Below are 20,652 nucleotides of genomic sequence, written 5' to 3' on the forward strand. Positions count from 1 at the left end.
GTTAAAAATCAAACAAGTAGTGATTCACCAGATTCTCCAGCTGTTCCTGGCGTCCACTACGATGCTGTGGATTAAATTGCTGTTGCTGCGCCTGTTCCGCCAGCGCGGCAAGGGAAAATTCTCCCTTCAGGATCTGCTGCCCGAACTCGCCGTTCCAGCCGCTATAGCGCTGCGCCACACGCTTATCCAGCTCGCCATCCGCCACCATGCGTGCCGCGACTTTCAACGCCAGCGCCATGGTATCCATCGCGCCGATATGGCCGTAGAACAGGTCATATTTATCGGTGCTCTGGCGGCGGACTTTGGCATCAAAGTTTAAGCCGCCGGTGGTAAATCCGCCCGCTTTGATAATTTCGTACAGCACCAGCGCATTCTCTTCGACGCTGACCGGGAACTGGTCGGTATCCCAGCCACACTGCATATCGCCACGGTTAGCATCCACCGAGCCGAAAATGCCCAGCGCGATGGCCGTTGCGATCTCATGATGGAAAGAGTGACCCGCCAGCGTCGCATGGTTGGCTTCCACATTCACTTTGATCTCTTTCTCCAGCCCGAACTGCTTCAGGAAGCCATAAACTGTCGCGACATCATAGTCATACTGATGTTTCGTCGGCTCCTGTGGCTTGGGTTCAATCAGCAACATGCCGTGGAAACCGATCTTATGTTTGTGCTCCACCACCATCTGCATAAACCGGCCAATCTGCTCGCGCTCCTGACGCAGGTCGGTATTCAGCAGGGTTTCATACCCTTCACGCCCGCCCCACAGCACATAGTTCTCGCCGCCCAGGGTTTGCGTGGCCTGCATGGCGCTGCACACCTGGCTGGCGGCCCAGGCAAAAATTTCCGGATCCGGATTGGTCGCCGCACCCGCACCGTAACGCGGATGGGTAAAGCAGTTGGCGGTTCCCCACAGCAGTTTCACGCCGGTTTCCTGCTGTTTCTCCAGTAATTTATCGGTCATCACCGCGAAGTTTTCACGATAGCTTTTCAGCGAATCGCCTTCCGGTGAGACATCCACATCGTGGAAGCAGTAATAAGGCACATTCAGTTTATGGAAGAACTCAAAGGCGACATCGGCCTTTTGCTTCGCCAGCTCAAGCGCATCACCCGGCTTCTGCCACGGACGATCAAACGCGCCAACGCCAAACATATCCGCGCCGTTCCAGCAGAAGGTATGCCAGTAACAGGCTGCAAAGCGCAGATGCTCCGCCATGGTTTTACCGAGAATCACCTCGTCCGGGTTGTAATGACGAAACGCCAGAGGATTGCGGGTATTACTCCCTTCATAACGAACGCGATCAAGCTGGTCGAAATAGGCGTGCATAGTTAGCTCCTTAGCATGAGGACCCGAATGGTCAGCTTTGAGCGGTTATTGTGATGATGTAATTTACTGCTGCTCAATTACGATATTTAACACTCAACGTAAGATAATTATTATTTGTGCGCCAGCTCGCAAAATAATGTCGTTATTTTCATTCAGCCTCTCTTACGTCGTTTTTTCTGAAAGCGTTGAAATATCGATCGCGCTCATAAAATCGCAAATAAACCAAAAAACGTAATAGCCGGATAAAAATCAGTAATTGATGTCATCTGAAACTCAGGGCAACAATTCATCGGCCTGGTTATCAGCCTTACAACGACAACAGCCTCAACCTACAGGATTAATACCATGAACATGAAAAAATCACTGTTGGCCGCCTGCGCGGCTCTGGCCCTGTTTAGTCACGCGGGTAGCGCTAAAGAAGTCAAAATCGGTATGGCTATTGATGATTTACGTCTGGAACGCTGGCAAAAAGATCGCGATATCTTTGTTAAACAAGCCGAATCCCTGGGCGCCAAAGTGTTTGTGCAATCGGCCAACGGCAACGAAGAAACGCAGATGTCGCAAATTGAAAATATGATTAATCGCGGCGTCGATGTATTGGTCATCATTCCTTATAACGGCCAGGTTTTAAGTAACGTGGTGGCGGAAGCGAAACGTGAAGGCATTAAAGTGCTGGCGTATGACCGCATGATAAATAACGCCGATATTGATTTTTACATCTCATTCGATAATGAAAAAGTGGGCGAATTACAGGCAGAAAGTATTGTGAAGCAAGTACCAAAAGGTAATTACTTCCTGATGGGTGGCTCGCCGGTGGATAATAACGCGCGCCTGTTCCGTGCCGGTCAGATGAAAGTGTTAAAACCTTATATTGATAATGGCAGCATTAAAGTGGTCGGCGATCAGTGGGTTGATGCGTGGCTGCCGGAAAATGCGCTGAAAATAATGGAGAACGCCTTAACCGCAAACAGCAACCACATTGATGCTGTTGTGGCGTCGAATGATGCCACCGCAGGCGGTGCGATACAGGCATTAAGCGCGCAGGGACTTTCCGGCAAAGTCGCGATCTCCGGCCAGGATGCCGATCTCGCCGCCATCAAACGCATTATGAACGGCACGCAAACCATGACGGTTTACAAACCCATCACCGAACTGGCGACTGAAGCAGCCAAAATCGCGGTGGAACTCGGTGACGACAAACAACCCGCCAGCAACAGCAAGCTGAATAATGGCCTGAAAGATGTGCCATCGCGCCTGCTGAATCCTATTCCGGTGAACAAAGACAACATTGAAAGCACGGTAGTCAAAGACGGCTTCCACAAGCAGAGCGAACTCTGAGGCGCGAGCCCGTAAAGGAGAGAGGCCGATGTTGCTGGAAATGAACCATATCACCAAGCGTTTCGGCGCGGTGAAAGCTCTGGATGACGTGAGCCTGCAGCTGGAAGCCGGTGAAGTGATGTCGCTGTGCGGCGAAAACGGCTCGGGGAAATCGACCCTGATGAAGATCCTGTGCGGGCTGTATCCGCACGGTGACTTTGAAGGCAGTATCCATTTTGCGGGCGACGAGATTCAGGCGCAGACCATTCGTGATACCGAACGCAAAGGGATCGTGATCATCCATCAAGAGCTGGCGCTGGTGCGGCAGCTGACGGTGATGGAGAACATTTTCCTCGGCGCAGAGCTGGGACGTTTCGGCATGGTGGATGACGAAACCATGACGTTGCGTTGCCAGCAGCTGCTGGAGCGGGTCAAGCTGCAGGTATCGCCGGATACGCGCGTCGGCGAACTGGGATTAGGCCAGCAACAGCTGGTGGAGATTGCACGCGCCTTGAATAAACAGGTGCGCCTGCTGATCCTCGACGAACCGACCTCTTCGCTCACCGAACAGGAAACGGAGGTGCTGCTAAGCATCATCAAAAACCTGCGCGAACATGGCATCGCCTGCATCTACATTTCGCACAAACTCAACGAGGTAAAAGCGATTTCGGACACCGTCTGCGTGATCCGCGATGGTCAGCATATCGCGACCCGCGCGGCCGCCGGGCTGAGTGAGGATGACATCATCACCATGATGGTCGGGCGCGAGCTGACGGCGCTCTATCCGCATAGCCCACACGAGATTGGCGAAACCCTGTTGCAGGTAGAGAACCTCACGGCGTGGCATCCCATCAACCGCCATATCCGCCGGGTGGATAACGTCTCTTTTAGCCTGAAGCGCGGCGAAATTCTTGGCATTGCCGGGCTGGTTGGTGCCGGTCGAACCGAAACCGTGCAGTGTCTATTTGGCGTTTGGCCGGGACGCTGGCAGGGCGATATTCATATTAACGGCAAGAAAGTCCGTATCAAGGACTGCCGCGCCGCCATCGCGCACGGCATCGCGATGGTGCCGGAAGATCGCAAAAAGGATGGCATCGTGCCGCTAATGGGCGTGGGCAAAAACATTACGCTGGCCGCGCTGGATCAATTCTCTCCCCGACTTTCGCTGCTGGATGAAGCGCAGGAGCAGCAGGCGATCAACCAGGCCATTGCGCGCCTGCGGGTGAAAACCTCGTCGGCGGAACTGCCGATTGGTCGCCTGAGCGGCGGGAATCAACAGAAAGCGATCCTCGCTAAATGCCTGCTGCTCAATCCAAAAATCTTAATTCTTGATGAGCCTACGCGCGGCATTGATGTGGGCGCGCGCCAGGAAATCTATCTGCTAATCAATTCGCTAGTGCAGCAAGGGATTGCCGTGATTGTCATTTCGTCTGAGCTGCCCGAAGTGCTGGGCCTGAGCGATCGGGTTTTGGTGATGCATGAAGGCAAAATCAAAGCCGATCTGATTAACGATAACCTGACTCAGGAGCAGGTGATGGAAGCCGCCCTGCGGAGTGAACACTATGTTTAAGACCGAAAGTACGCAACGCGGCCTTACTACGCCGGTTAAAGGTGCGCCAGGTAAATTCTCGCTGCCAAATCTGCAGGTGCTGGTGATGCTGGGTGCGATTGTGCTGATCGCCCTGTTCTTCACCTGGACCACCGATGGTGCCTGGCTCAGCGCACGTAATGTTTCCAACCTGCTGCGCCAGACCGCCATCACCGGCATTCTTGCGGTCGGCATGGTGTTCGTCATTATCTCTGCGGAGATCGATCTCTCGGTGGGTTCGATGATGGGGTTGCTCGGCGGTGCTGCAGCTATCTTTGACGTCTGGCTCGGTTGGCCGCTGCCGCTCACCATCGTCGTGACTTTGGTGATGGGTTTGCTGCTCGGCGTCTGGAACGGCTGGTGGGTGGCCTATCGCAAAGTTCCGTCGTTTATTGTCACGCTGGCGGGGATGCTGGCGTTCCGCGGCATTCTGGTCGGCATCACCGATGGCACCACGGTAGCGCCTACCAGCCCGGCGATGTCGCAGATTGGCCAAAGCTATCTGCCCGGCGGGATCGGATTTGGCTTCGGCTTTGCTGGCCTGGCGCTGTTTATCCTCTGGCAATGGCGCTTGCGCCTGCGTCGCCAACAGCTTGGTCTGGCGCAAACTTCCGTCAGCGGAGCGCTGGTGCGGCAGGTCGTCACCGCTGTTTTGGTGTTAGGCGCGATCTGGCTGCTCAACGATTATCGCGGCGTGCCAACGCCGGTCTTGCTGCTGGCGCTGCTGCTGCTCGGCGGCATGTTTATGGCGACGCGCACGGCCTTTGGTCGCCGGATTTATGCCATCGGTGGCAACCTGGATGCCGCGCGCCTTTCCGGTATTAATGTGGCCCGCACCAAGCTGGCGGTTTTCGCCATCAATGGCGTGATGGTGGCGATTGCTGGCCTGATCCTGAGCTCACGCCTTGGCGCGGGTTCGCCTTCGGCAGGCAACATTGCCGAGCTGGATGCTATCGCCGCCTGTGTGATTGGCGGCACCAGCCTGGCGGGCGGCGTTGGTTCGGTGGCGGGCGCGGTCATCGGCGCCTTTATCATGGCGTCGCTGGATAACGGCATGAGCATGATGGATGTCCCGACCTTCTGGCAGTACATCGTCAAGGGCGCCATCCTGCTGCTGGCGGTGTGGATGGATACCGCGACGCGCCGCCGGGTGTAATCGCGTGGGGGATCACAATGTGGCGCAAATTCTTTCTGCTGTCCGTCGTGCCATGCTATGCAAGGTGCTGTCGATTTAGGAGAGTGCGCCACGATGCATGAGAAACGCTTTCGCATTACGTTGCTGTTCAACGCCAATAAGGTCTATGACCGCCAGGTGGTTGAGGGTGTCGGTGAGTATTTACAGGCATCACAAACGGATTGGGACATTTTCATTGAAGAGGATTTTCGTTGCCGCATCGACAATATCCGTGAATGGCTGGGCGACGGGGTTATCGCCGATTACGACGATCCCTCGATTGAAAAACTGCTGGCGAACGTGTCGGTGCCGATTGTTGGCGTTGGCGGATCGTACCATCAGCCGCAGGATTATCCGCCGGTGCATTACATCGCCACCGACAACGCCGCGCTGGTCGAGAGCGCTTTCTTGCATTTGAAAGAGAAAGGCGTGAATCGCTTTGCTTTCTATGGCTTGCCCGCAGCCAGTGGCAAACGCTGGGCGCAAGAGCGTGAACATGCGTTTCGCCAGCTGGTGGCGCGCGAGCGTTATCAAGGCGTGGTTTATCAGGGCATGGAAACAGCGCCGGAAAACTGGCAGCACGCTCAGAACCGCCTGGCTGACTGGCTGCAAACCTTGCCGCAGCAAACCGGTATTATTGCCGTCACCGATGCCCGTGCGCGCCATCTGCTGCAGGCCTGTGAATATCTCAAAATTCCGGTGCCGGAGAAGCTCACGGTGATCGGGATTGATAACGAGGAACTGACGCGTTATCTGTCGCGCGTGGCGCTCTCGTCCGTGGCGCAGGGTTCACGCCAGATGGGTTATCAGGCGGCAAAACTGCTGCATCGCCTGCTGGATAATCAGCCTCTGCAACTGCAACGAATTCTGGTTCCACCGGTGAAAGTTATTGCGCGCCGCTCCACCGATTTCCGCTCCTTGCACGATCCCGCAGTGATTCAGGCGATGCATTACATCCGCTTTAACGCCTGCAAAGGTATTAAGGTTGAACAGGTGCTGGATGCCATCGGCATCTCGCGATCGAATCTGGAAAAACGCTTCCGCGATGAAACCGGCGACACCATTCACGCCATGATTCACCGCGAAAAACTGGAGAAAGCGCGCGAGCTGCTGGCGTGTTCTTCGCTGAGCATCAATGAGATCTCACAAATGTGTGGTTACCCGTCGCTGCAATATTTCTATTCGGTGTTTAAAAAGAGTTACGCCAATACGCCGAAGGAGTATCGGCAGCTTCACGGTGAAAACGTGCTGTGACGCACGGCTGAGATCAAGAATTCCGCCGCGATTGTCGCTATACTCCTGCGGCATCTTCAAAGGAAGATCGTCGTCTCCGGTGAGACGGCCGGATTTCAAATCCGGTTGGGGCCGCCAGCGGTCCTGGGCAGGTTCGACTCCTGTGATCTTCCGCCATCCTCATTCTTTCCACGTCAAGAGCCGTCAATCAAAATCATAAAAATCTGCAAGTTAGGTTGAATCCTCACTCTCCTGATGTCACTCTACGTCTACTCAAATCTACCCCCATAACGGGGTATTTAAGGGGGTTTAAAATTACCCCAAACAATTGATACCCCCCGGAGGAGACGGAATGCCCTTAACTGACGTCAAGGTGCGCACTGCAAAGCCCCTCGATAAACCTTACAAACTCGCTGACGGCGGCGGCCTGTACTTGCTGGTCAATCCCAACGGCTCCCGCTACTGGCGAATGAAGTACCGCGTTTTGGGACGCGAGAAGTTACTGTCTATCGGTGTTTATCCTGATGTACCGCTTGCCATGGCACGTCAGAAACGAGATGAAGCCAGACGCAGTCTTGCAGCCGGAGATGATCCCGGCGCGATTAAGAAGGCACAAAAACAAGCCAAGAAAATCGCTACCGCAAACACTTTCGAGGCAATTGCGCGAGAGTGGCACAAAGCTAAAGCTGATCGTTGGTCACTACGCTATCGCGAAGAAATTCTTGATACCTTTGAAAAGGATATTTTTCCCTATATTGGTTTCAAGCCCATTGCTGAGATAAAGCCCTTAGAACTGCTTGAAACACTTAAACGAATGGAAAAACGTGGCGCATTAGAGAAAATGCGTAAAGTGCGCCAGCGATGCGGGGAAGTTTTCCGTTATGCGATCATTACCGGGCGAGCTGAATATAATCCAGCGCCTGACTTAGCGAGCGCTTTAGCAGTCCATAAAAAGCAGCATCTACCTTTCCTCACCGCTCTGGAGCTACCTGAATTTTTAAAGGATCTAGCTGGTTATACTGGAAGCGTGATTACGAAAACAGCGACTTACTTAATTATGTATACCGGCGTAAGAACGCAGGAACTACGCTTTGCCCGCTGGCAAGATATTGACCTTGAAAACGCGATTTGGGAGGTTCCAGCGGAGCATATGAAAATGCGCCGCCCTCATAAAGTGCCACTCTCAAAACAAGCTGTATCACTATTAAAACAGTTGCATCCGATAACGGGGCATTATCCGCTGGTCTTCATTGGAAGAAATGACCAGAAGAAGCCAATTAGCAAAGAAAGCATCAATCAAGTTATTGAGCTTTTAGGTTACAAAGGTAGGCTTACCGGACATGGGTTCAGGCACACGATGAGTACAATCCTGCATGAGCAGGGATTTAATTCTGCATGGATAGAAATGCAACTGGCTCACGTTGATCGTAATGCAATTAGAGGGGCTTACAATCATGCCCAATATTTAGATGGTCGCAGAGAAATGTTGCAGTGGTATGCGGACTATTTAACTCAAAATGTAGAGGCGTGATATGGATTTCCTCAAAATAACTAATACTGAATCGCTTTTAAGAGATCATTATGAGTTATCTGAAGCAGCTAGAATAATTGGATGTGATCAAAAAGATTTGTTTTGGTTTGCATATGAAAAAGGCATTGAGATATGCATGGAGTTTCATGATGATGATCTTGATGTTTCTTGCGCACTGCAAGCTGATGTAGAGGATGAGATATTACTTAGAACAATAGAAGCATTACCTAGAGATAAAAAGGGCTATTACTGTTTATCTGAAAGTTGTTCTATACGCATTGATGATGAAAAGTTTGATGAAAATGGACACATAAAATGCTACATGAAAGGACTTTTTTCTATAGATGATAATTATAAAGACCTTTTAGTTAAATATGAGGGGCAACCTCTTGAATGGCCAGATCACTTCACTCCATCTGGAGAAAGTAATTTCAATTTTCAAATAGCCATATACGTCAATTATGATGAAAGGGAAAACTATCATTTATTTGATGTTGTATGGATAACAAAGACGCAAATATCCAAATTTTTAGATGCAGTACGGGATGAAAAAAAAACCAAGAAAACTGCAAAAAACTATAAAGCCCAATCTGAGGCGCAAAAGCAAAAACATGCAGTTCCAAGGGTAGAAGTCCTAATGGCTGTGGTTGCGCTTTATCATCGAGATATGAAGCTTAGACGAGAAAGCCCTGCAGCGATTACAGAGCATCTTTTTAACCATGCGAATGAATTTTGGCCTGAAAATGGCGAGCCGCCACTTAGCTTTGACACTATCGTCAGTCTACTCAGAAGCTGCATTAAGAAAGATGGATTAACATTCTGATAACAAAACTAGTGACTAATGCGATTATATTTTCTTTGCTTTAGTCACATTTCCCTGCCCTAATTTCGATGATTAAATTTTCCGTATTGAAGCGAGTAGACATGAACATACGGAGAATGAACTATGACCCCTTCCACCAATATCGTGACTGCACAGCGCCCTTCTATGGATGCTTTGATCGATATGAAATTTATCACCGCTGACTGCATGTTAAGTGACAAATGGATTTATCGCCTTATCTCACAAGACCGCTTTCCCCGTCCCATCAAAATTGGCCGTATGTCACGCTGGCGTGCAGCCGATTATTACGGATGGCGTGATCAGCATGAAACAGGTTCCATCGAAAAATTCGAGGACATGAGAAGACAAGCTAAGAAACTGCAGCGGGCAAGTAATTAAGCGGCTTGAGAGAAAGCCGCGAAAGGAAAAATCTTTATCAAGATCGATTTTGCGCGTACTTGCGATCATTAACCATTAGGATCAATTCCGCGTGATTGCAGCTCTTTACGCAATACGCGTTTTATCCATGCAGCCAGAGCAGTATCACCATCTTTACGCATTTCTGTTTCGAGCTGCTGCCGAAATTCATCTGTTAAACGCATCTGAAATGGAGGAGAACGTTTTTCTTGCGGTGTTGACATGGTAATTACCCTAACTTATGATGACCTACATGGTAATTACCATTGTAGTTATCATAATCCTAAAAAACAATGCCCGCTTGTGCTGCAACACATAACGGGCATCTAACCAAACATGCTAGGAGCAATATTATGGCTAAACCAAAGTCTACCTGGATATTTTCGGCAATCAACCGTTCTCAGTTGTCCCGTCGCCCGGTAATGCTGCGTGTTACCGCCAGTGACGAATACAGCGCGCGACGTCGTCTGGCGGCTGACTACATCCTGCTCTTTGCGGGCCGCCTGCCCTGCCGTGGAGGCGTTCATGCGTAAATATCCGCAGCGCGGCGAAATCTGGCAGCACAGTCAGGGCTGGACGGTCACCGTCATCCGCTTCACCTCCCTGCCCGTATCTGCGTTTACGGCCACGCCTGAATTCAGTCAGGAAGTGCTCTATCGCTACGACAGCGACGGTCAGGTGACCTCTGCTCCGCTGACGTGGTTTGAAGAAAGCTACACGCGAGTCAGCGAACCGCCACGGCGCAATGCTGAAATCGCCGGTGGACAGGGCGGCTTCAGTCCGCTTGCCCTGCACCCGTCCGTGCAGTTTGAGCGCTGGCGCGAGCGGGTTGTACAGCAGCCCGCCGAACCGGACGCCAGCCACTACTCAAACTACCTCTGACACACAGCCAGCTTTAACGGAGTAAACCATGACAGTTTCAATCGGGCACAACGGTGCTCAGGGCATCCCCTTGCCTGAAAACGGTAATTTTGCCGCCTTTGCCTACGGCCTGCCGGAAGACGCATTTGAGAAGCTGACCCGCGCAAAGGAAGCCTGTGACCTGCTCCAGCTCCTTTTTTCCGAACATCCCTGCTCGGGTTCATTCACCACACACAGCGTGCCCGGCGTTGCCGCGCTGATGGAGTATCTGCGCGCTGACCTGAACGACGTCACGCGCTGCTGCGCACTGATTGAGGAGGTTCGCGCATGAAGAAGCCACAGGTATCCGTGTTCCCGCCGGAGCTGACCACGGCGCTTTATCGTCGCGCCATCGCCTCCGCATGGCGGGCTATGCATCTGGCCGACACCGGCAGCGAAATGCGCGGCCCGCACCGCATGACGGTGGAGCGCATCGAGATGGCCATCGCGCTGCACGTTGAGAGCGCGATGGTGAACGAGTACGGCGAAGCGCGCGGCGCGGCTGCGGCGCTTGCGCTGCTTACCGACATGGTGGAGCCGACACTGCTGACCGCGCCGCCGGCACTGACTAAGCGCGGTTGCGAGGTCATGACCGAACTGTACCGCACGCTTCCGGCAGCCTTTGAAAAGTTCTGCGACACCGGCGCGTCGCTTTACCGGCATTAAGGAGGGGTTATGACAGTACAGTCAGTATCAGACATCACTGCCGCCGCGCGCGGCCGCTGGCCGGTCATTCTTCAGATGCTCGGCGTGAACGTGCCCGACGGCGGCAGACACGGCCCCTGCCCTAAGTGTGAAGGTAAAGACCGTTTCCGGCTGGATGACATTGAGGGTCGGGGCACGTGGATTTGCAGCCACTGCGGCCACGGTGACGGCCTTGACCTGGTGAAGCTGGTGACGGGCAAGGGCGTAAAGCAGGCCGCGCAGGAGGTGGCGCAGGTGCTGGACGTGCGTGACGTGCAGGACATGCCGGTTAGGCCTGCCAGAGAAAAAGCCCCTAAACGCGATATGGCCGCCGCCGTCGGTGCGCTGGTGAAAGCCAGCCACAGCGGTGAAAGTGCCTACCTCGCGGCCAAAGGTTTTGCCGGTTATCCGGCCTGCCTCACCGGAAGCACGCAGCGCATCGGCGGCACGGCCTTTCCGGCGGGTTCGCTGCTGCTTCCGCTGACCACCTCAGACGGTGCGGTGACCGGCGCGCAGCTGATTGCCCCTACGGGTGAAAAGAGCCTGCTGCCCGGCAGCGCCATGAAGGGTGCGTTTATGGCGCTCAGCCCGCTGCCGCCTGAGCCGCCGGTGCAGCTGGTCATCACCGAAGGCTACGCCACCGCACTGACGGTGAGCCAGCTGACCGCCGGGTGCGTCGTGGCCGCCATCTCGGCGGGGAACCTGCCGAACGTGGCGCAGGCGCTGCGGGCGCGCTGGCCGGAGGTGAAAATTGTCATTGCCGGTGACAACGACTTTCAGGATGCGGGTGAGAACCCCGGCAAAGCGTTTGCGGAGAAGGCAGCAAAAGCCGTCAGTGGCTGGGTAAGCCTGCCGCCGGGCGAAATTAAAGCCGACTGGAACGACTTTCACCGGGAGCACGGCGTGACCCGCGCCCGTGAGGCCTTCCGTAACGGTCTGGTGCTGTGCGGTGAGGGCCGCACGCAGCTGCCGCACGGGTTCCGGCTGACGCAGGAGTATCTCTGGTACGAAAAGCAGGTGCAGCGCAATGGCGAAACGGAAATCCAGAACGTCAAAATCTGCAACCCGCTGCGCGTCACGGCCATCACCTGCGACGCCGACGGCGGCAACTTTGGCCGCCTGCTGGAATGGGAGGACACATGGGGAGAGCGCCGCCGGTGGGCCATGCCGATGGAGATGCTGAGCGGCAGCGGCGAGGAGCTGCGCCGCGTGCTGCTGGTCAACGGCCTGTCTTACATCAGCACCACCGGCGAGGCCCGCGCCCGCCTGATGGAATACATCTCGCTGTGCAAGCCGGAGCGCCGCGTGACCTGCGTGAGCCGCACCGGCTGGCACGGTCAGGTTTACGTCCTCCAGGACGAGGTGAGCGGAGAAGGTGCAGACGGCGTCATTCTCCAGACCACCTCCGTGCAGGGACGGGACTTTCGCGTGTCAGGCTCCGTTGATGAGTGGCGCGAGCACGTTTCCCGCTTCTGCACCGGTAACTCACGCGTGGCGTTCGCGGTCAGCCTCGCCTTTGCGGCCCCGCTGCTGCGGCTTGTCGGCATGGACGGCGGCGGCTACCACCTCAAGGGGGAATCCACGGACGGCAAGACCACCACCATGAAGGCGGCCACCTCCGTGTGCGGCGGGCCGGACTACTGGCAGACGTGGCGCGCGACCGGAAACGCGCTCGAGGGCTGCGCCAGCCGCCGCAACGACGCGGCCATGATGCTCGACGAAATCCGCGAGGTGGACGGGCGCGAGGCGGGCAACATCGCCTACATGCTGGCAAACGGTCAGGGTAAGGGCCGCGCCAGTACGGATGGCGAGCTGCGCACCCGCAAGCAGTGGCGCCTGCTGTTCTTCTCCACCGGGGAGCTGTCGCTGACCGAGCACGCCGCAAAAGCCGGTGAGCGAACCTTTGCCGGGATGGAGGTGAGGATGATCCAGATACCCAGCGATTCCGGGAAGTTTGGCGTGTTTGAGGAGCTGCACGGCTTTGAGAGCGGCAAGGCGCTGGCCGAGCATCTGGAATGGGCCACGGCCAGCTACTACGGCGCGCCGTTCCGCGAGTGGCTGAAGGCGCTGACCGCAGACCTGAACGGACTGACGGCGCAGGCTAAAACGCTGCTGAAGGAGTACACCGCCGCCCTGACCCCGCAGGACGCGGGCAATCAGGTGGGCCGCGCGGTTAACCGTTTTGCCCTGGTGGCAATGGCCGGAGAGCTGGCGACCCGCCTCGGCATTACCGGCTGGCAGGAAGGTGAAGCGCTGCGCGCAACCCGCGTGTGCCTGAATGCCTGGCTGAAAGACCGCGGGCATACCGCCAACCAGGAAGACATTGCCGCGCTGGAGCAGGTACGCAGCTTCTTTACCGCGAACCAGTACAGTCGCTTTGCCGACTGGCACGACGAGCGCAACCGTCCCGGCAATATGGTGGGCTGGCGCAGGGTGGATAAGGGCAACACCGCGCAGGGCACCGAGGCGGTGACGACGTTCTACGTCATGCCGTCCGGGTGGAAGGAAATATGCAGGGGGTTTGACCCGCGCAAGGTGGCGCGCCTCTGCGCGGACCGGGGTTATCTGCTGGCCTCTGCCGACGGCAAGCTACAGACCAGCATCCGCCCGCCAGAGATGAACGTGCGCAGGCTCTACGTTTTTAACAGCGAGGTGCCGGGCTGACGTTAAGGGCTTTGCGTGAGTCTTATTTTTAAAGGGTAACAGGTGTAACTGGTGTAACAGCGGCATCCGGTAAGGGCTGAGGCTGTTACACCTGACAAAAAGGTGAGGTGTAACGGGTGTAACAGTGCCCGCCTCCTGCTGTTACACCCTGTTACCCATCGTGTTACACCGCAGGTTTTATGAAAAATCCATTTAATTCAGTGATGTAACACCTGTTACCCGTGTTACACCGGAAAAAGAAGGACAGCGGCGTTTAGCGACATAAAGCCTCTTTTTCTGGCAGGCCGTTTGTCAGACGCAGCGGTAATGCCGCCCTGCGTTGTACCAGCCACCACACACTGCCCGCAGATGGATGCACTGTGCCACCGACGGCACAATTGACTCAACTAAATGAACCCGTTCGGAGCCACTATGAATGTACTGAATACTCCTTCACGAAAAACCGAAGAAGAAAACATCATCAAAACCGTTATCGCCGGGGCAGACGTAAGCCTGAACGGCAGTCTTAAGGATCATCGGCAGGCCGTTGAGTCTGAGTTGAACGACCTGCGCAGCAACCGTAAAAAATGGCAGGCGGCCCGCGAGGCGCAGGACAAAGCCGAAAAGATTATCCGCACCATCCATCTGCGGCGTGAAGAAACGCAGGCGCAGGCCAAAGAGATGACGGAAAAATTTCACGCTCTGTTTGAAGAAACCAATGGGGAATTAACGGCAGCGCTGAAAAAGGTGCGCAGCGAAGGCATGCTCGCGAAAGACACTGTCATTGAGTACGACGCACTGCTGACACGGCGTGAGGATGAGTTTACCACTGTGCCATGGGCAACCGGTCGCGCCGCACACGACTACATTCAGACTCACAAGGCTGTACTGAAAAAACACGCGCACCAGACGTTCCGCCGCTTTCTGGATAATCATGGCCCGGAGCTGTTTCAGGCGCTGGCCCTGGTCCGTCTCGCCTGCAGAAATGATGAGGCAGGTATGCCAGATAACAGCACCGGCGTGTACAGCGGTGTCAACGATGCTGAAAGCGAGTTTCGCCGCTTTCTTGATGCATCGATTATCGCGCCTGCAAAATCTGCGCGTCCTGAAGTCGGTGATGATGAGGTGCTGAAGGAAACGGGTGTTTATCCTGACCCTGAAGCTCAGGAAGATGCCCGTCTGCGCCCGAGTACAATGGATGCTGACAACCACTACGTGCGTAAGCAGGAAGAAGCCCAAAAAGCAGCGCAGCAGAAGGGCAGGAACTGATGGCAATGAAATGTCCTGAGTGTGGCATGACTGCACACACCCGCACCAGTGAGTACCAGACGGGCACGCTGAAAAAGACCTGGTATCAGTGCCGTAATATTGACTGCTCCTGCACGTTCACAACGATGGAGAGTCTGGACACAATAATTATGAAGCCGCAGAAGGTTGCAGAAGAACCTGAACCCGTGCAGGCAGTTCATCAGCGTCTGCCGCAGACCCTGAATCGCTATGGCTCGGCCAGCAGGCTTTCGAACCGCCAGAAAGCCCCCGTCTGAGGTTCACAAGCGACATCTCCCCGGCCATCGCGCCGGGTTTTTTAGATCTCTTTTCCCTGGTGAGTATTTAGATTCACTTGACTACCCGTTTGCATTTTACTTGACCTTCACCAACAAAATGCAACTAGATTGACAGGCAGCTTAGAGCGAGAAGCGGACATTCTGATAGAATTTCAAAAACTCATTTCGGATGATTAGTCAATAAGTCAGAAAATTGTTGTTTAGATATGATTTCCACGCCCTGAAGGTATATTTTCTGATTTATTTAGCAAAAAAAAGGGGACGGATCGCCGGCCCCACAGCATCACAGTCATACCATGACTTCACCGTATGACATTCAGCTTACACAGCAAGGTTCATCGGACCTGAGGACTACCAAACCCCATTTCAGCAAGCAGTGTTGGCAACTCAGTCGTGTTCCTGCAATTGAGCTTACGCATGATGTTTCTCTTGTGATGGCTAATCGTTTTTACGCTGAGCTCAAGTGAGCGCCCGATGTCCGTCAGGCTTCTTTTAGTTGCCAGCATTCTCAGTAGGCCAAACTCTCTCGCTGTCAGAGCGCAGCGGCTACGAACGTGGGCAGGCTGAACATCTTCTGATATGAGTGGCGTCTTTGTTTTAAATATCTCCCCTGCAAGTTCGGTAACAGGGGTACTTTTGGGAAGGATGACGGCCTCAGGCAGCTGCAACGTGACGTAATTGAGCACCGCAGGTTCATCAAAGTCGGTCAGGATAATCAGGCGCGGTGCTGGTGAACACTGACGAAAACGGAGGAAAAGTTCAATGAAATCCTGGGCGTCACGGTTGAGAGCGCGTATCTCGCTGATGATTACGTCCGAACCTGCCGCAAGCGTCAGGGCACCGTCAAAATGCGCCTCATCAACCAGATTTACCCTGATATACCTTTCCCGGAAATAATGAGCGATCCCGCCCGCGATCCATCTGTCACTGTCAATTACGGTCAATGTGAACATAGCTCCTCCGTTTTGCTGAAAGCATTAAAACGCGACGGAGTCCGCTTCTGAATCAGACAGCAAGAAATAATGCTGTAGGAAGCATCCTAATTTACAACCTTAAATGTGATTCACTGACTGCCTGCTTGAACGCGCTGACCAGCGCTTCCGCTTTGGAAATATGTTTTTGAATGATTTCCTCATCTTCATCCATTTCCGCGAGTTCTTCGAGAAGCGCACATTGCTCATCCAGTTGCCTGACTCCTGAGACGCGCAGTGTGCCCGCAATCCTGTGAAATATACGCAGCGCGGCCGGCATATCGCCCTGTCTGACGGCCATTCTGGCTTCCTGCAGATCGCTTTCTGTTTCCCGGATTACTGTGTGAATAAAGCGGCTGACCTCCCGCGGGCTGTCGGGGATGAATGCACTCAGCGCTTCATCATCAAGCCATTCGTTCAGAACGCTGGCAGGCGAAGCGGTTAGACCTGGTAAGCAATTCTTTAATGCCTCAGCTAGACGGGAAAGCTCGACGGGCCTGAATAGGCACTCATTCATACCCGCGTTCAGGCAGCGCTCCCTCTCCGCTTCCTGTGCAGCGGCTGTAATACCAATTATGACTACAGTCCCGTCCTCTGCCCTTATCACGCTCGCCATCTCAGGCCCGCCCATTTCAGGCATGCTGCAGTCGGTGAGGATGACGTCGGGTTTTTCACGGCGCCACGCGTCAAGCCCGGCCCTGCCGTTTTCAGCAACATACGCAGTATGGCCAAGCAACGACAGCTGGCGTGCTATCAGCAGGCGGTTAGCCGGATGATCGTCTACAAGCAGGACGCGCAATGGGGACTGCAGTGACAAAACAATGTCCGGAGAAATTTCTTGCGGAGCGCACGGACGGGATTCAGCGGGTATATCAAGCGTAAATACCGACCCGCTGCCCGGCTCGCTTTCAAGCGTCAGCTCTCCTCGCATCAGAATGGCAATTTCACGGCATATCGCAAGCCCCAGCCCACTGCCGTCTGCGGTATGTTCTTCCGCCCGTTCAAAAGGAGAAAAAAGGCGTTCCTGCTCATCCAGCGGTATGCCGGGGCCCGTGTCCCCGACTGAAATCAGGAGACGCTCCGCCGGGGCAGCCGAAAGGGTGACGCTGACGCATATTTCACCCGAAAGGGTAAACTTCACGGCATTGCCAACAAGGTTGGCCAGCACCTGCCGTAGGCGATGGTCGTCTGTCAGCACCTCCCTGCCATCTTCCGGTAACGTCAGATGAAGCTGTAACCCTTTCTGCCGGGCTACGCCGCTGAAGGCCTGCACAACCGGGTTAACAATGGCAGCAAGCGGGCACCACCGGACATTAATGGACACCTTGCCGGCTTCAATGCGCGCAATATCCAGTATGTCGCCTATCAGCGCGAGCAGGCTGAGCGATGACTCATGTGCCACGCGAATGAGTTCCGTATCTGTACGCTTCTCCTGCACCTGCAGTTCGAGCAATCCAATGATGGCGCTCAGCGGCGTACGGATTTCATGACTCATGGTCGCAAGGAAGCGGCTTTTCACCTGGCTCGCATGCTCAGCCTCCATCCTGGCCTCGAGCAAATCAGCCTGCATGCTCAGATATTCCGTAACGTCCTGCCAGCCACCAATGAAGCCACCTGTTTTGTCTTCACTTTCAACGAATCTCGTCATCCAGTGCCGTATCTGGCGCGGGCTTCCGGATGCCGCATTTACGGTAAACTCAGCCTCGAGCGGTATATCACCTGAGGGGGGATGTTTCATACACGCCTCCCAGACCTTATAGAGAGGATGACGCGTGTCGAAAAGCGATAAGCCAGGCAGACTCGCAGCCTCAGGACCAAAATATCGGCCGAAGGCCTGATTATGATGAATGATTTTGCCTTCAGGTGTGGCGACGTAAACGGGGCGCGGCGGACCGTTTATGAGCTGGTCGCGGAACTGAATTTCCTGCCGCAGCCTGGCTTTTACCTGCTGTGTTCTGCGGACCTGCCGGCGCAGCGCTAAGCCCCACAGTGTCGCGGTGACAATCAGGAAAATTGCGCTGCCAGCACCAACATAAAACTCTGCCTGGTAAACTCTCCAGGTATCAAATTTTGCGGCGGGAGTGGACTGCCAGTGTGTAAGAATATTTGTGACCATATCCGGCGGAATGACGGCCAGTGTCTTGTTAAGTATCCCGAGCAACTCGGGGTCGGCCCTTCTCACGCCAAACACGACGGCCGCATCACGCAGCGGCAGGCCCTGCCGGAGCGTCAGCTTTTCCGCATAAAGCCCCTGCAGTAGATATCGGGCGCTGATAAGCGTATTGAGCGTGGCATCGGTTTTACCTTCATCAACCCAGCGCATGGCGAGGGCTGGGTTACCCGTTAAGGAAACCTCCGATTGCGGATAGGTACTGGTGAACCACCCGGTTGATTCCTGTCCCGGAACAAGTGCCGCACGTCGAATGGCACCCACCTCTCCCTTTCTGGTGATCATGACGACCGGCGTAAACATAAACGGGGCGGTCATCAGTATTTCCCGGCTCCTTTCACTGCTCCAGATAAGAGGCGCTGCCATCTCCGCCTTTCCATCGTTGAAGGCCGTCTGTAACTGCTGGCTGTCGCCAATATCAACGTAGTGAAACTGAATACCAGTACGCAGGCTTACCAGCGAAAGGAGTTCCGGGCCGATCCCGGAATAATGTCGGGCGCTGTCGCTGAAAAAAAAAGGGGGATTAAATGAGGAAGCCGCCACCCGAACATTACGGTGTGATCGCATCCAGGATTCTTCTTCATGCGTAAGATTGAGTGGCGCGGAGATGAATCGCGTCAGATTGCTTTGATCCCAGCGAGTTGCCAGCAATTCACCTGCAGGACTTAAGCGAAGATGGTCTACAGCTTTCCTAAGGGCTTCAGTCAAAAGAGGTTCACGCTTACCCGTTACGAAGCGATAAGGGGACATAGAGACGTCATCCACTCGCGATATCTCCAGTGAATTGACGTAATTTCGTTCGGTCAGATAATAAGCTTCACCTGCGGGCAACGTTACGCTGGCAACTTTGCCCTCATCAAGGAATGCAAGTAACTGCCCCGGCCTGTTGGCACTGTCAGGCCTTAACCCGTCGCCTCTGCCTTTCGGCTGCTCAGACCGTTGTATAACCTGGACCGGATACGCGTCCGCCACGGTAAGAATATTCCCCGGCGCGAAACGGGAAGGAACAATATCACCAGCAGGACTGAAAACAACATCTACCTCCCCCCTATCGAGCGCGGCATAGGCTTCTGTTTCGTCGGTGAAGTGAATCACGCGCAGGGTAAGCCCAAGGCTTCGGGCTGTCGTCCAGGCAAAATCTGCAACATAACCCGTCAGCGCCTGCGTGGGGGCTATACGACTCACCGGAGGGCGCGCGGGTCCGTAAATTCCCAGTACCAGTTCACGTTTTTTGCCCAACCATCGCCACTGTGGGTCAGAAAGTTCGGGGGAGGTTACGTCCGGAAGCGAGGCAGGCTTATAACTGAGTGTGGTAGGTACAGCGAATGCGCCCGCGCAAGCGAGGAGCATAAAAGTCACCAGCAGAATGCGCATCATCAGGAGATATTGTTCCGGCGGGTGAAGTCCAGCAGGTCACGCAGATTTTTAAGACCCAGTTTCTCCATAAGGCGCGCCTTATAGGTGCTCACCGTTTTATTACTGACTTGCATGCGGGCAGCAATGTTGAAAATCTCTTTTCCTTCGCCCAGATATTTAAGCACTTCAAATTCACGGCGGGATAAGGTTTTAAGGCGCTCAGCGTCAGGCCTGACGTCGGGTTGTTCACCGGTGTTGTGCATCCTTAGCGGGAAGTAACCGTAGCCAGAAAATACCGCGTTTACGGCCTGTGTGAGATCGTTCAGGTTGTTCTGCTTGCTGATAAATCCGCTGGCGCCCGCTTTCATGCTTAGCTGAGAATAGTAGTCAGGATTTTTCCCGCTCATCACAATCACCGGGATGTTTATGCCTTCTGCACGCAGCAGGCTGATAGCCTCTATACCGTTGATGCCGGGCAGGTCTATATCCATTATCAGCGCGCCAGCGCCATTCTTTCTGACCAGACCAACCACGTCGTCTGCTGTATCGGCTTCTGCCACCACGGAGTGGTCCTCTTTCTCGAGCAGCATGCGCATGGCGAGTCGTGCCAGAGGATGGTCATCAATAATAATAAACGCTGTCATAGAAAACCCGTTTTAATACACGTTGATTAATAATATTTCATTTCTTTAAGAAAGCGAAAAAATAATCTCACCATGCCGTCGTAAAGATAGTTGATTTACTTTCCTGCTTTATAAATCAGCAGAAACAAAAATAAGAATAATACATCCACCCTGTAGTCCCCGGCTTACAGGGTGTCGCAATTTGTCTGATTCTTTTCCTGCTCACAAAATGACAAACTCGCCGCGAAATAAGTCAATGCCCGCACTGGGAAATTATTACGGCGAGGAAAAATGAAGCTTTCACAACACTCATATCTGGCCAGAGAACTGCTC

Annotated in this window: 19 protein-coding genes and 1 tRNA gene; 15 read left to right on the top strand and 5 right to left on the bottom strand. The window is 54.2% G+C overall.

The window, feature by feature from the left end; genetic code table 11:
- Position 1: 1 nt before the first annotated feature.
- Positions 2 to 1,324: a xylose isomerase gene (gene xylA, locus MWH02_RS15235; protein WP_061719300.1), complete on the bottom strand. Its 1,323-nt coding sequence runs from the start codon at positions 1,322 to 1,324 to the stop codon at positions 2 to 4.
- A 345-nt stretch (positions 1,325 to 1,669) separates the two neighbouring features.
- Here xylA and xylF point away from each other — a divergent pair, with 345 nt between their 5' ends.
- From xylF to MWH02_RS15275, 8 genes are all read left to right on the top strand, one after another.
- Complete coding sequence (gene xylF, locus MWH02_RS15240) at positions 1,670 to 2,662, top strand: D-xylose ABC transporter substrate-binding protein (protein ID WP_101763858.1); 993 nt, start codon at positions 1,670 to 1,672, stop codon at positions 2,660 to 2,662.
- 28 nt (positions 2,663 to 2,690) lie between these two features.
- Positions 2,691 to 4,211, top strand: a complete 1,521-nt coding sequence (locus MWH02_RS15245) for a xylose ABC transporter ATP-binding protein (RefSeq protein WP_271460948.1) — start codon at positions 2,691 to 2,693, stop codon at positions 4,209 to 4,211.
- Complete coding sequence (gene xylH, locus MWH02_RS15250) at positions 4,204 to 5,385, top strand: xylose ABC transporter permease XylH (protein ID WP_271460949.1); 1,182 nt, start codon at positions 4,204 to 4,206, stop codon at positions 5,383 to 5,385. Before MWH02_RS15245 ends, xylH begins: the two co-directional genes overlap by 8 nt.
- 93 nt (positions 5,386 to 5,478) lie before the next feature.
- A complete protein-coding gene (xylR, locus tag MWH02_RS15255; RefSeq protein ID WP_061719296.1) occupies positions 5,479 to 6,657 on the top strand; it encodes a D-xylose utilization transcriptional activator XylR in 1,179 nt (392 codons plus the stop codon).
- 61 nt (positions 6,658 to 6,718) lie between these two features.
- Positions 6,719 to 6,813: transfer RNA gene (locus MWH02_RS15260), tRNA-Sec, on the top strand.
- A 175-nt stretch (positions 6,814 to 6,988) separates the two neighbouring features.
- Entirely contained in the window at positions 6,989 to 8,167 is a 1,179-nt protein-coding gene (locus MWH02_RS15265) for a tyrosine-type recombinase/integrase (protein WP_271460950.1), read from the top strand.
- Position 8,168: 1 nt separating this feature from the next.
- Entirely contained in the window at positions 8,169 to 8,990 is an 822-nt protein-coding gene (locus tag MWH02_RS15270) for a hypothetical protein (RefSeq protein WP_271460951.1), read from the top strand.
- Between the two features lie 123 nt (positions 8,991 to 9,113).
- Complete coding sequence (locus MWH02_RS15275; protein WP_271460952.1) at positions 9,114 to 9,389, top strand: helix-turn-helix transcriptional regulator; 276 nt, start codon at positions 9,114 to 9,116, stop codon at positions 9,387 to 9,389.
- Between the two features lie 68 nt (positions 9,390 to 9,457).
- Here MWH02_RS15275 and MWH02_RS15280 read toward each other — a convergent pair whose 3' ends face one another.
- Complete coding sequence (locus tag MWH02_RS15280) at positions 9,458 to 9,631, bottom strand: hypothetical protein (protein ID WP_162873165.1); 174 nt, start codon at positions 9,629 to 9,631, stop codon at positions 9,458 to 9,460.
- Positions 9,632 to 9,760: 129 nt separating this feature from the next.
- On the opposite strand from MWH02_RS15280, the gene MWH02_RS15285 reads away from it, so the two are divergent.
- The 7 genes from MWH02_RS15285 to MWH02_RS15315 all read left to right on the top strand — a co-directional run bounded on the left by MWH02_RS15285 (position 9,761) and on the right by MWH02_RS15315 (position 15,178).
- Positions 9,761 to 9,940 (top strand): host cell division inhibitor Icd-like protein, encoded by a 180-nt coding sequence (locus tag MWH02_RS15285; protein ID WP_271460953.1) that lies wholly within the window; start codon positions 9,761 to 9,763, stop codon positions 9,938 to 9,940.
- Complete coding sequence (locus MWH02_RS15290) at positions 9,933 to 10,289, top strand: hypothetical protein (RefSeq protein ID WP_271460954.1); 357 nt, start codon at positions 9,933 to 9,935, stop codon at positions 10,287 to 10,289. Before MWH02_RS15285 ends, MWH02_RS15290 begins: the two co-directional genes overlap by 8 nt.
- A gap of 28 nt (positions 10,290 to 10,317) precedes the next feature.
- Positions 10,318 to 10,599 (top strand): hypothetical protein, encoded by a 282-nt coding sequence (locus MWH02_RS15295; RefSeq protein WP_271460955.1) that lies wholly within the window; start codon positions 10,318 to 10,320, stop codon positions 10,597 to 10,599.
- Entirely contained in the window at positions 10,596 to 10,973 is a 378-nt protein-coding gene (locus tag MWH02_RS15300) for a DUF5375 family protein (protein ID WP_271460956.1), read from the top strand. The genes MWH02_RS15295 and MWH02_RS15300 overlap by 4 nt, the downstream gene beginning before the upstream one ends.
- Positions 10,974 to 10,982: 9 nt before the next feature.
- Positions 10,983 to 13,655, top strand: coding sequence for a TOPRIM and DUF927 domain-containing protein (locus MWH02_RS15305; RefSeq protein WP_271460957.1), 2,673 nt, complete (start codon positions 10,983 to 10,985; stop codon positions 13,653 to 13,655).
- Positions 13,656 to 14,066: 411 nt separating this feature from the next.
- The gene (locus MWH02_RS15310) at positions 14,067 to 14,903 is read left to right on the top strand and encodes a phage polarity suppression protein (protein ID WP_271460958.1); all 837 of its coding nucleotides are present in this window, start codon (positions 14,067 to 14,069) and stop codon (positions 14,901 to 14,903) included.
- Positions 14,903 to 15,178 (top strand): ogr/Delta-like zinc finger family protein, encoded by a 276-nt coding sequence (locus MWH02_RS15315; protein ID WP_271460959.1) that lies wholly within the window; start codon positions 14,903 to 14,905, stop codon positions 15,176 to 15,178. Before MWH02_RS15310 ends, MWH02_RS15315 begins: the two co-directional genes overlap by 1 nt.
- A 356-nt stretch (positions 15,179 to 15,534) precedes the next feature.
- On the opposite strand, the gene MWH02_RS15320 is transcribed toward MWH02_RS15315, so the two are convergent.
- The 3 genes from MWH02_RS15320 to MWH02_RS15330 form a co-directional block, all read right to left on the bottom strand.
- Positions 15,535 to 16,152 carry a helix-turn-helix transcriptional regulator gene (locus MWH02_RS15320; RefSeq protein ID WP_271460960.1) on the bottom strand — a complete coding sequence of 206 codons (618 nt, stop codon included), beginning with the start codon at positions 16,150 to 16,152 and terminating at the stop codon, positions 15,535 to 15,537.
- 91 nt (positions 16,153 to 16,243) lie between these two features.
- A complete protein-coding gene (locus MWH02_RS15325) occupies positions 16,244 to 19,717 on the bottom strand; it encodes an ATP-binding protein (protein WP_271460961.1) in 3,474 nt (1,157 codons plus the stop codon).
- Entirely contained in the window at positions 19,717 to 20,340 is a 624-nt protein-coding gene (locus tag MWH02_RS15330) for a response regulator (protein ID WP_271460962.1), read from the bottom strand. Before MWH02_RS15330 ends, MWH02_RS15325 begins: the two co-directional genes overlap by 1 nt.
- Positions 20,341 to 20,652 lie beyond the last annotated feature (312 nt).

It is taken from the genome of Pantoea leporis (genome assembly GCF_028048155.1).
Lineage (GTDB): Bacteria > Pseudomonadota > Gammaproteobacteria > Enterobacterales > Enterobacteriaceae > Pantoea > Pantoea leporis.

Bases quoted from the DNA above. Each gene is read 5' to 3' on its own strand.
- xylA (WP_061719300.1), bottom strand. From the start codon at position 1,324: ATGCACGCCTATTTCGACCAGCTTGATCGCGTTCGTTATGAAGGGAGT.
- xylF (WP_101763858.1), top strand. From the start codon at position 1,670: ATGAACATGAAAAAATCACTGTTGGCCGCCTGCGCGGCTCTGGCCCTG.
- MWH02_RS15245 (WP_271460948.1), top strand. From the start codon at position 2,691: ATGTTGCTGGAAATGAACCATATCACCAAGCGTTTCGGCGCGGTGAAA.
- xylH (WP_271460949.1), top strand. From the start codon at position 4,204: ATGTTTAAGACCGAAAGTACGCAACGCGGCCTTACTACGCCGGTTAAA.
- xylR (WP_061719296.1), top strand. From the start codon at position 5,479: ATGCATGAGAAACGCTTTCGCATTACGTTGCTGTTCAACGCCAATAAG.
- MWH02_RS15265 (WP_271460950.1), top strand. From the start codon at position 6,989: ATGCCCTTAACTGACGTCAAGGTGCGCACTGCAAAGCCCCTCGATAAA.
- MWH02_RS15270 (WP_271460951.1), top strand. From the start codon at position 8,169: ATGGATTTCCTCAAAATAACTAATACTGAATCGCTTTTAAGAGATCAT.
- MWH02_RS15275 (WP_271460952.1), top strand. From the start codon at position 9,114: ATGACCCCTTCCACCAATATCGTGACTGCACAGCGCCCTTCTATGGAT.
- MWH02_RS15280 (WP_162873165.1), bottom strand. From the start codon at position 9,631: ATGTCAACACCGCAAGAAAAACGTTCTCCTCCATTTCAGATGCGTTTA.
- MWH02_RS15285 (WP_271460953.1), top strand. From the start codon at position 9,761: ATGGCTAAACCAAAGTCTACCTGGATATTTTCGGCAATCAACCGTTCT.
- MWH02_RS15290 (WP_271460954.1), top strand. From the start codon at position 9,933: ATGCGTAAATATCCGCAGCGCGGCGAAATCTGGCAGCACAGTCAGGGC.
- MWH02_RS15295 (WP_271460955.1), top strand. From the start codon at position 10,318: ATGACAGTTTCAATCGGGCACAACGGTGCTCAGGGCATCCCCTTGCCT.
- MWH02_RS15300 (WP_271460956.1), top strand. From the start codon at position 10,596: ATGAAGAAGCCACAGGTATCCGTGTTCCCGCCGGAGCTGACCACGGCG.
- MWH02_RS15305 (WP_271460957.1), top strand. From the start codon at position 10,983: ATGACAGTACAGTCAGTATCAGACATCACTGCCGCCGCGCGCGGCCGC.
- MWH02_RS15310 (WP_271460958.1), top strand. From the start codon at position 14,067: ATGAATGTACTGAATACTCCTTCACGAAAAACCGAAGAAGAAAACATC.
- MWH02_RS15315 (WP_271460959.1), top strand. From the start codon at position 14,903: ATGGCAATGAAATGTCCTGAGTGTGGCATGACTGCACACACCCGCACC.
- MWH02_RS15320 (WP_271460960.1), bottom strand. From the start codon at position 16,152: ATGTTCACATTGACCGTAATTGACAGTGACAGATGGATCGCGGGCGGG.
- MWH02_RS15325 (WP_271460961.1), bottom strand. From the start codon at position 19,717: ATGATGCGCATTCTGCTGGTGACTTTTATGCTCCTCGCTTGCGCGGGC.
- MWH02_RS15330 (WP_271460962.1), bottom strand. From the start codon at position 20,340: ATGACAGCGTTTATTATTATTGATGACCATCCTCTGGCACGACTCGCC.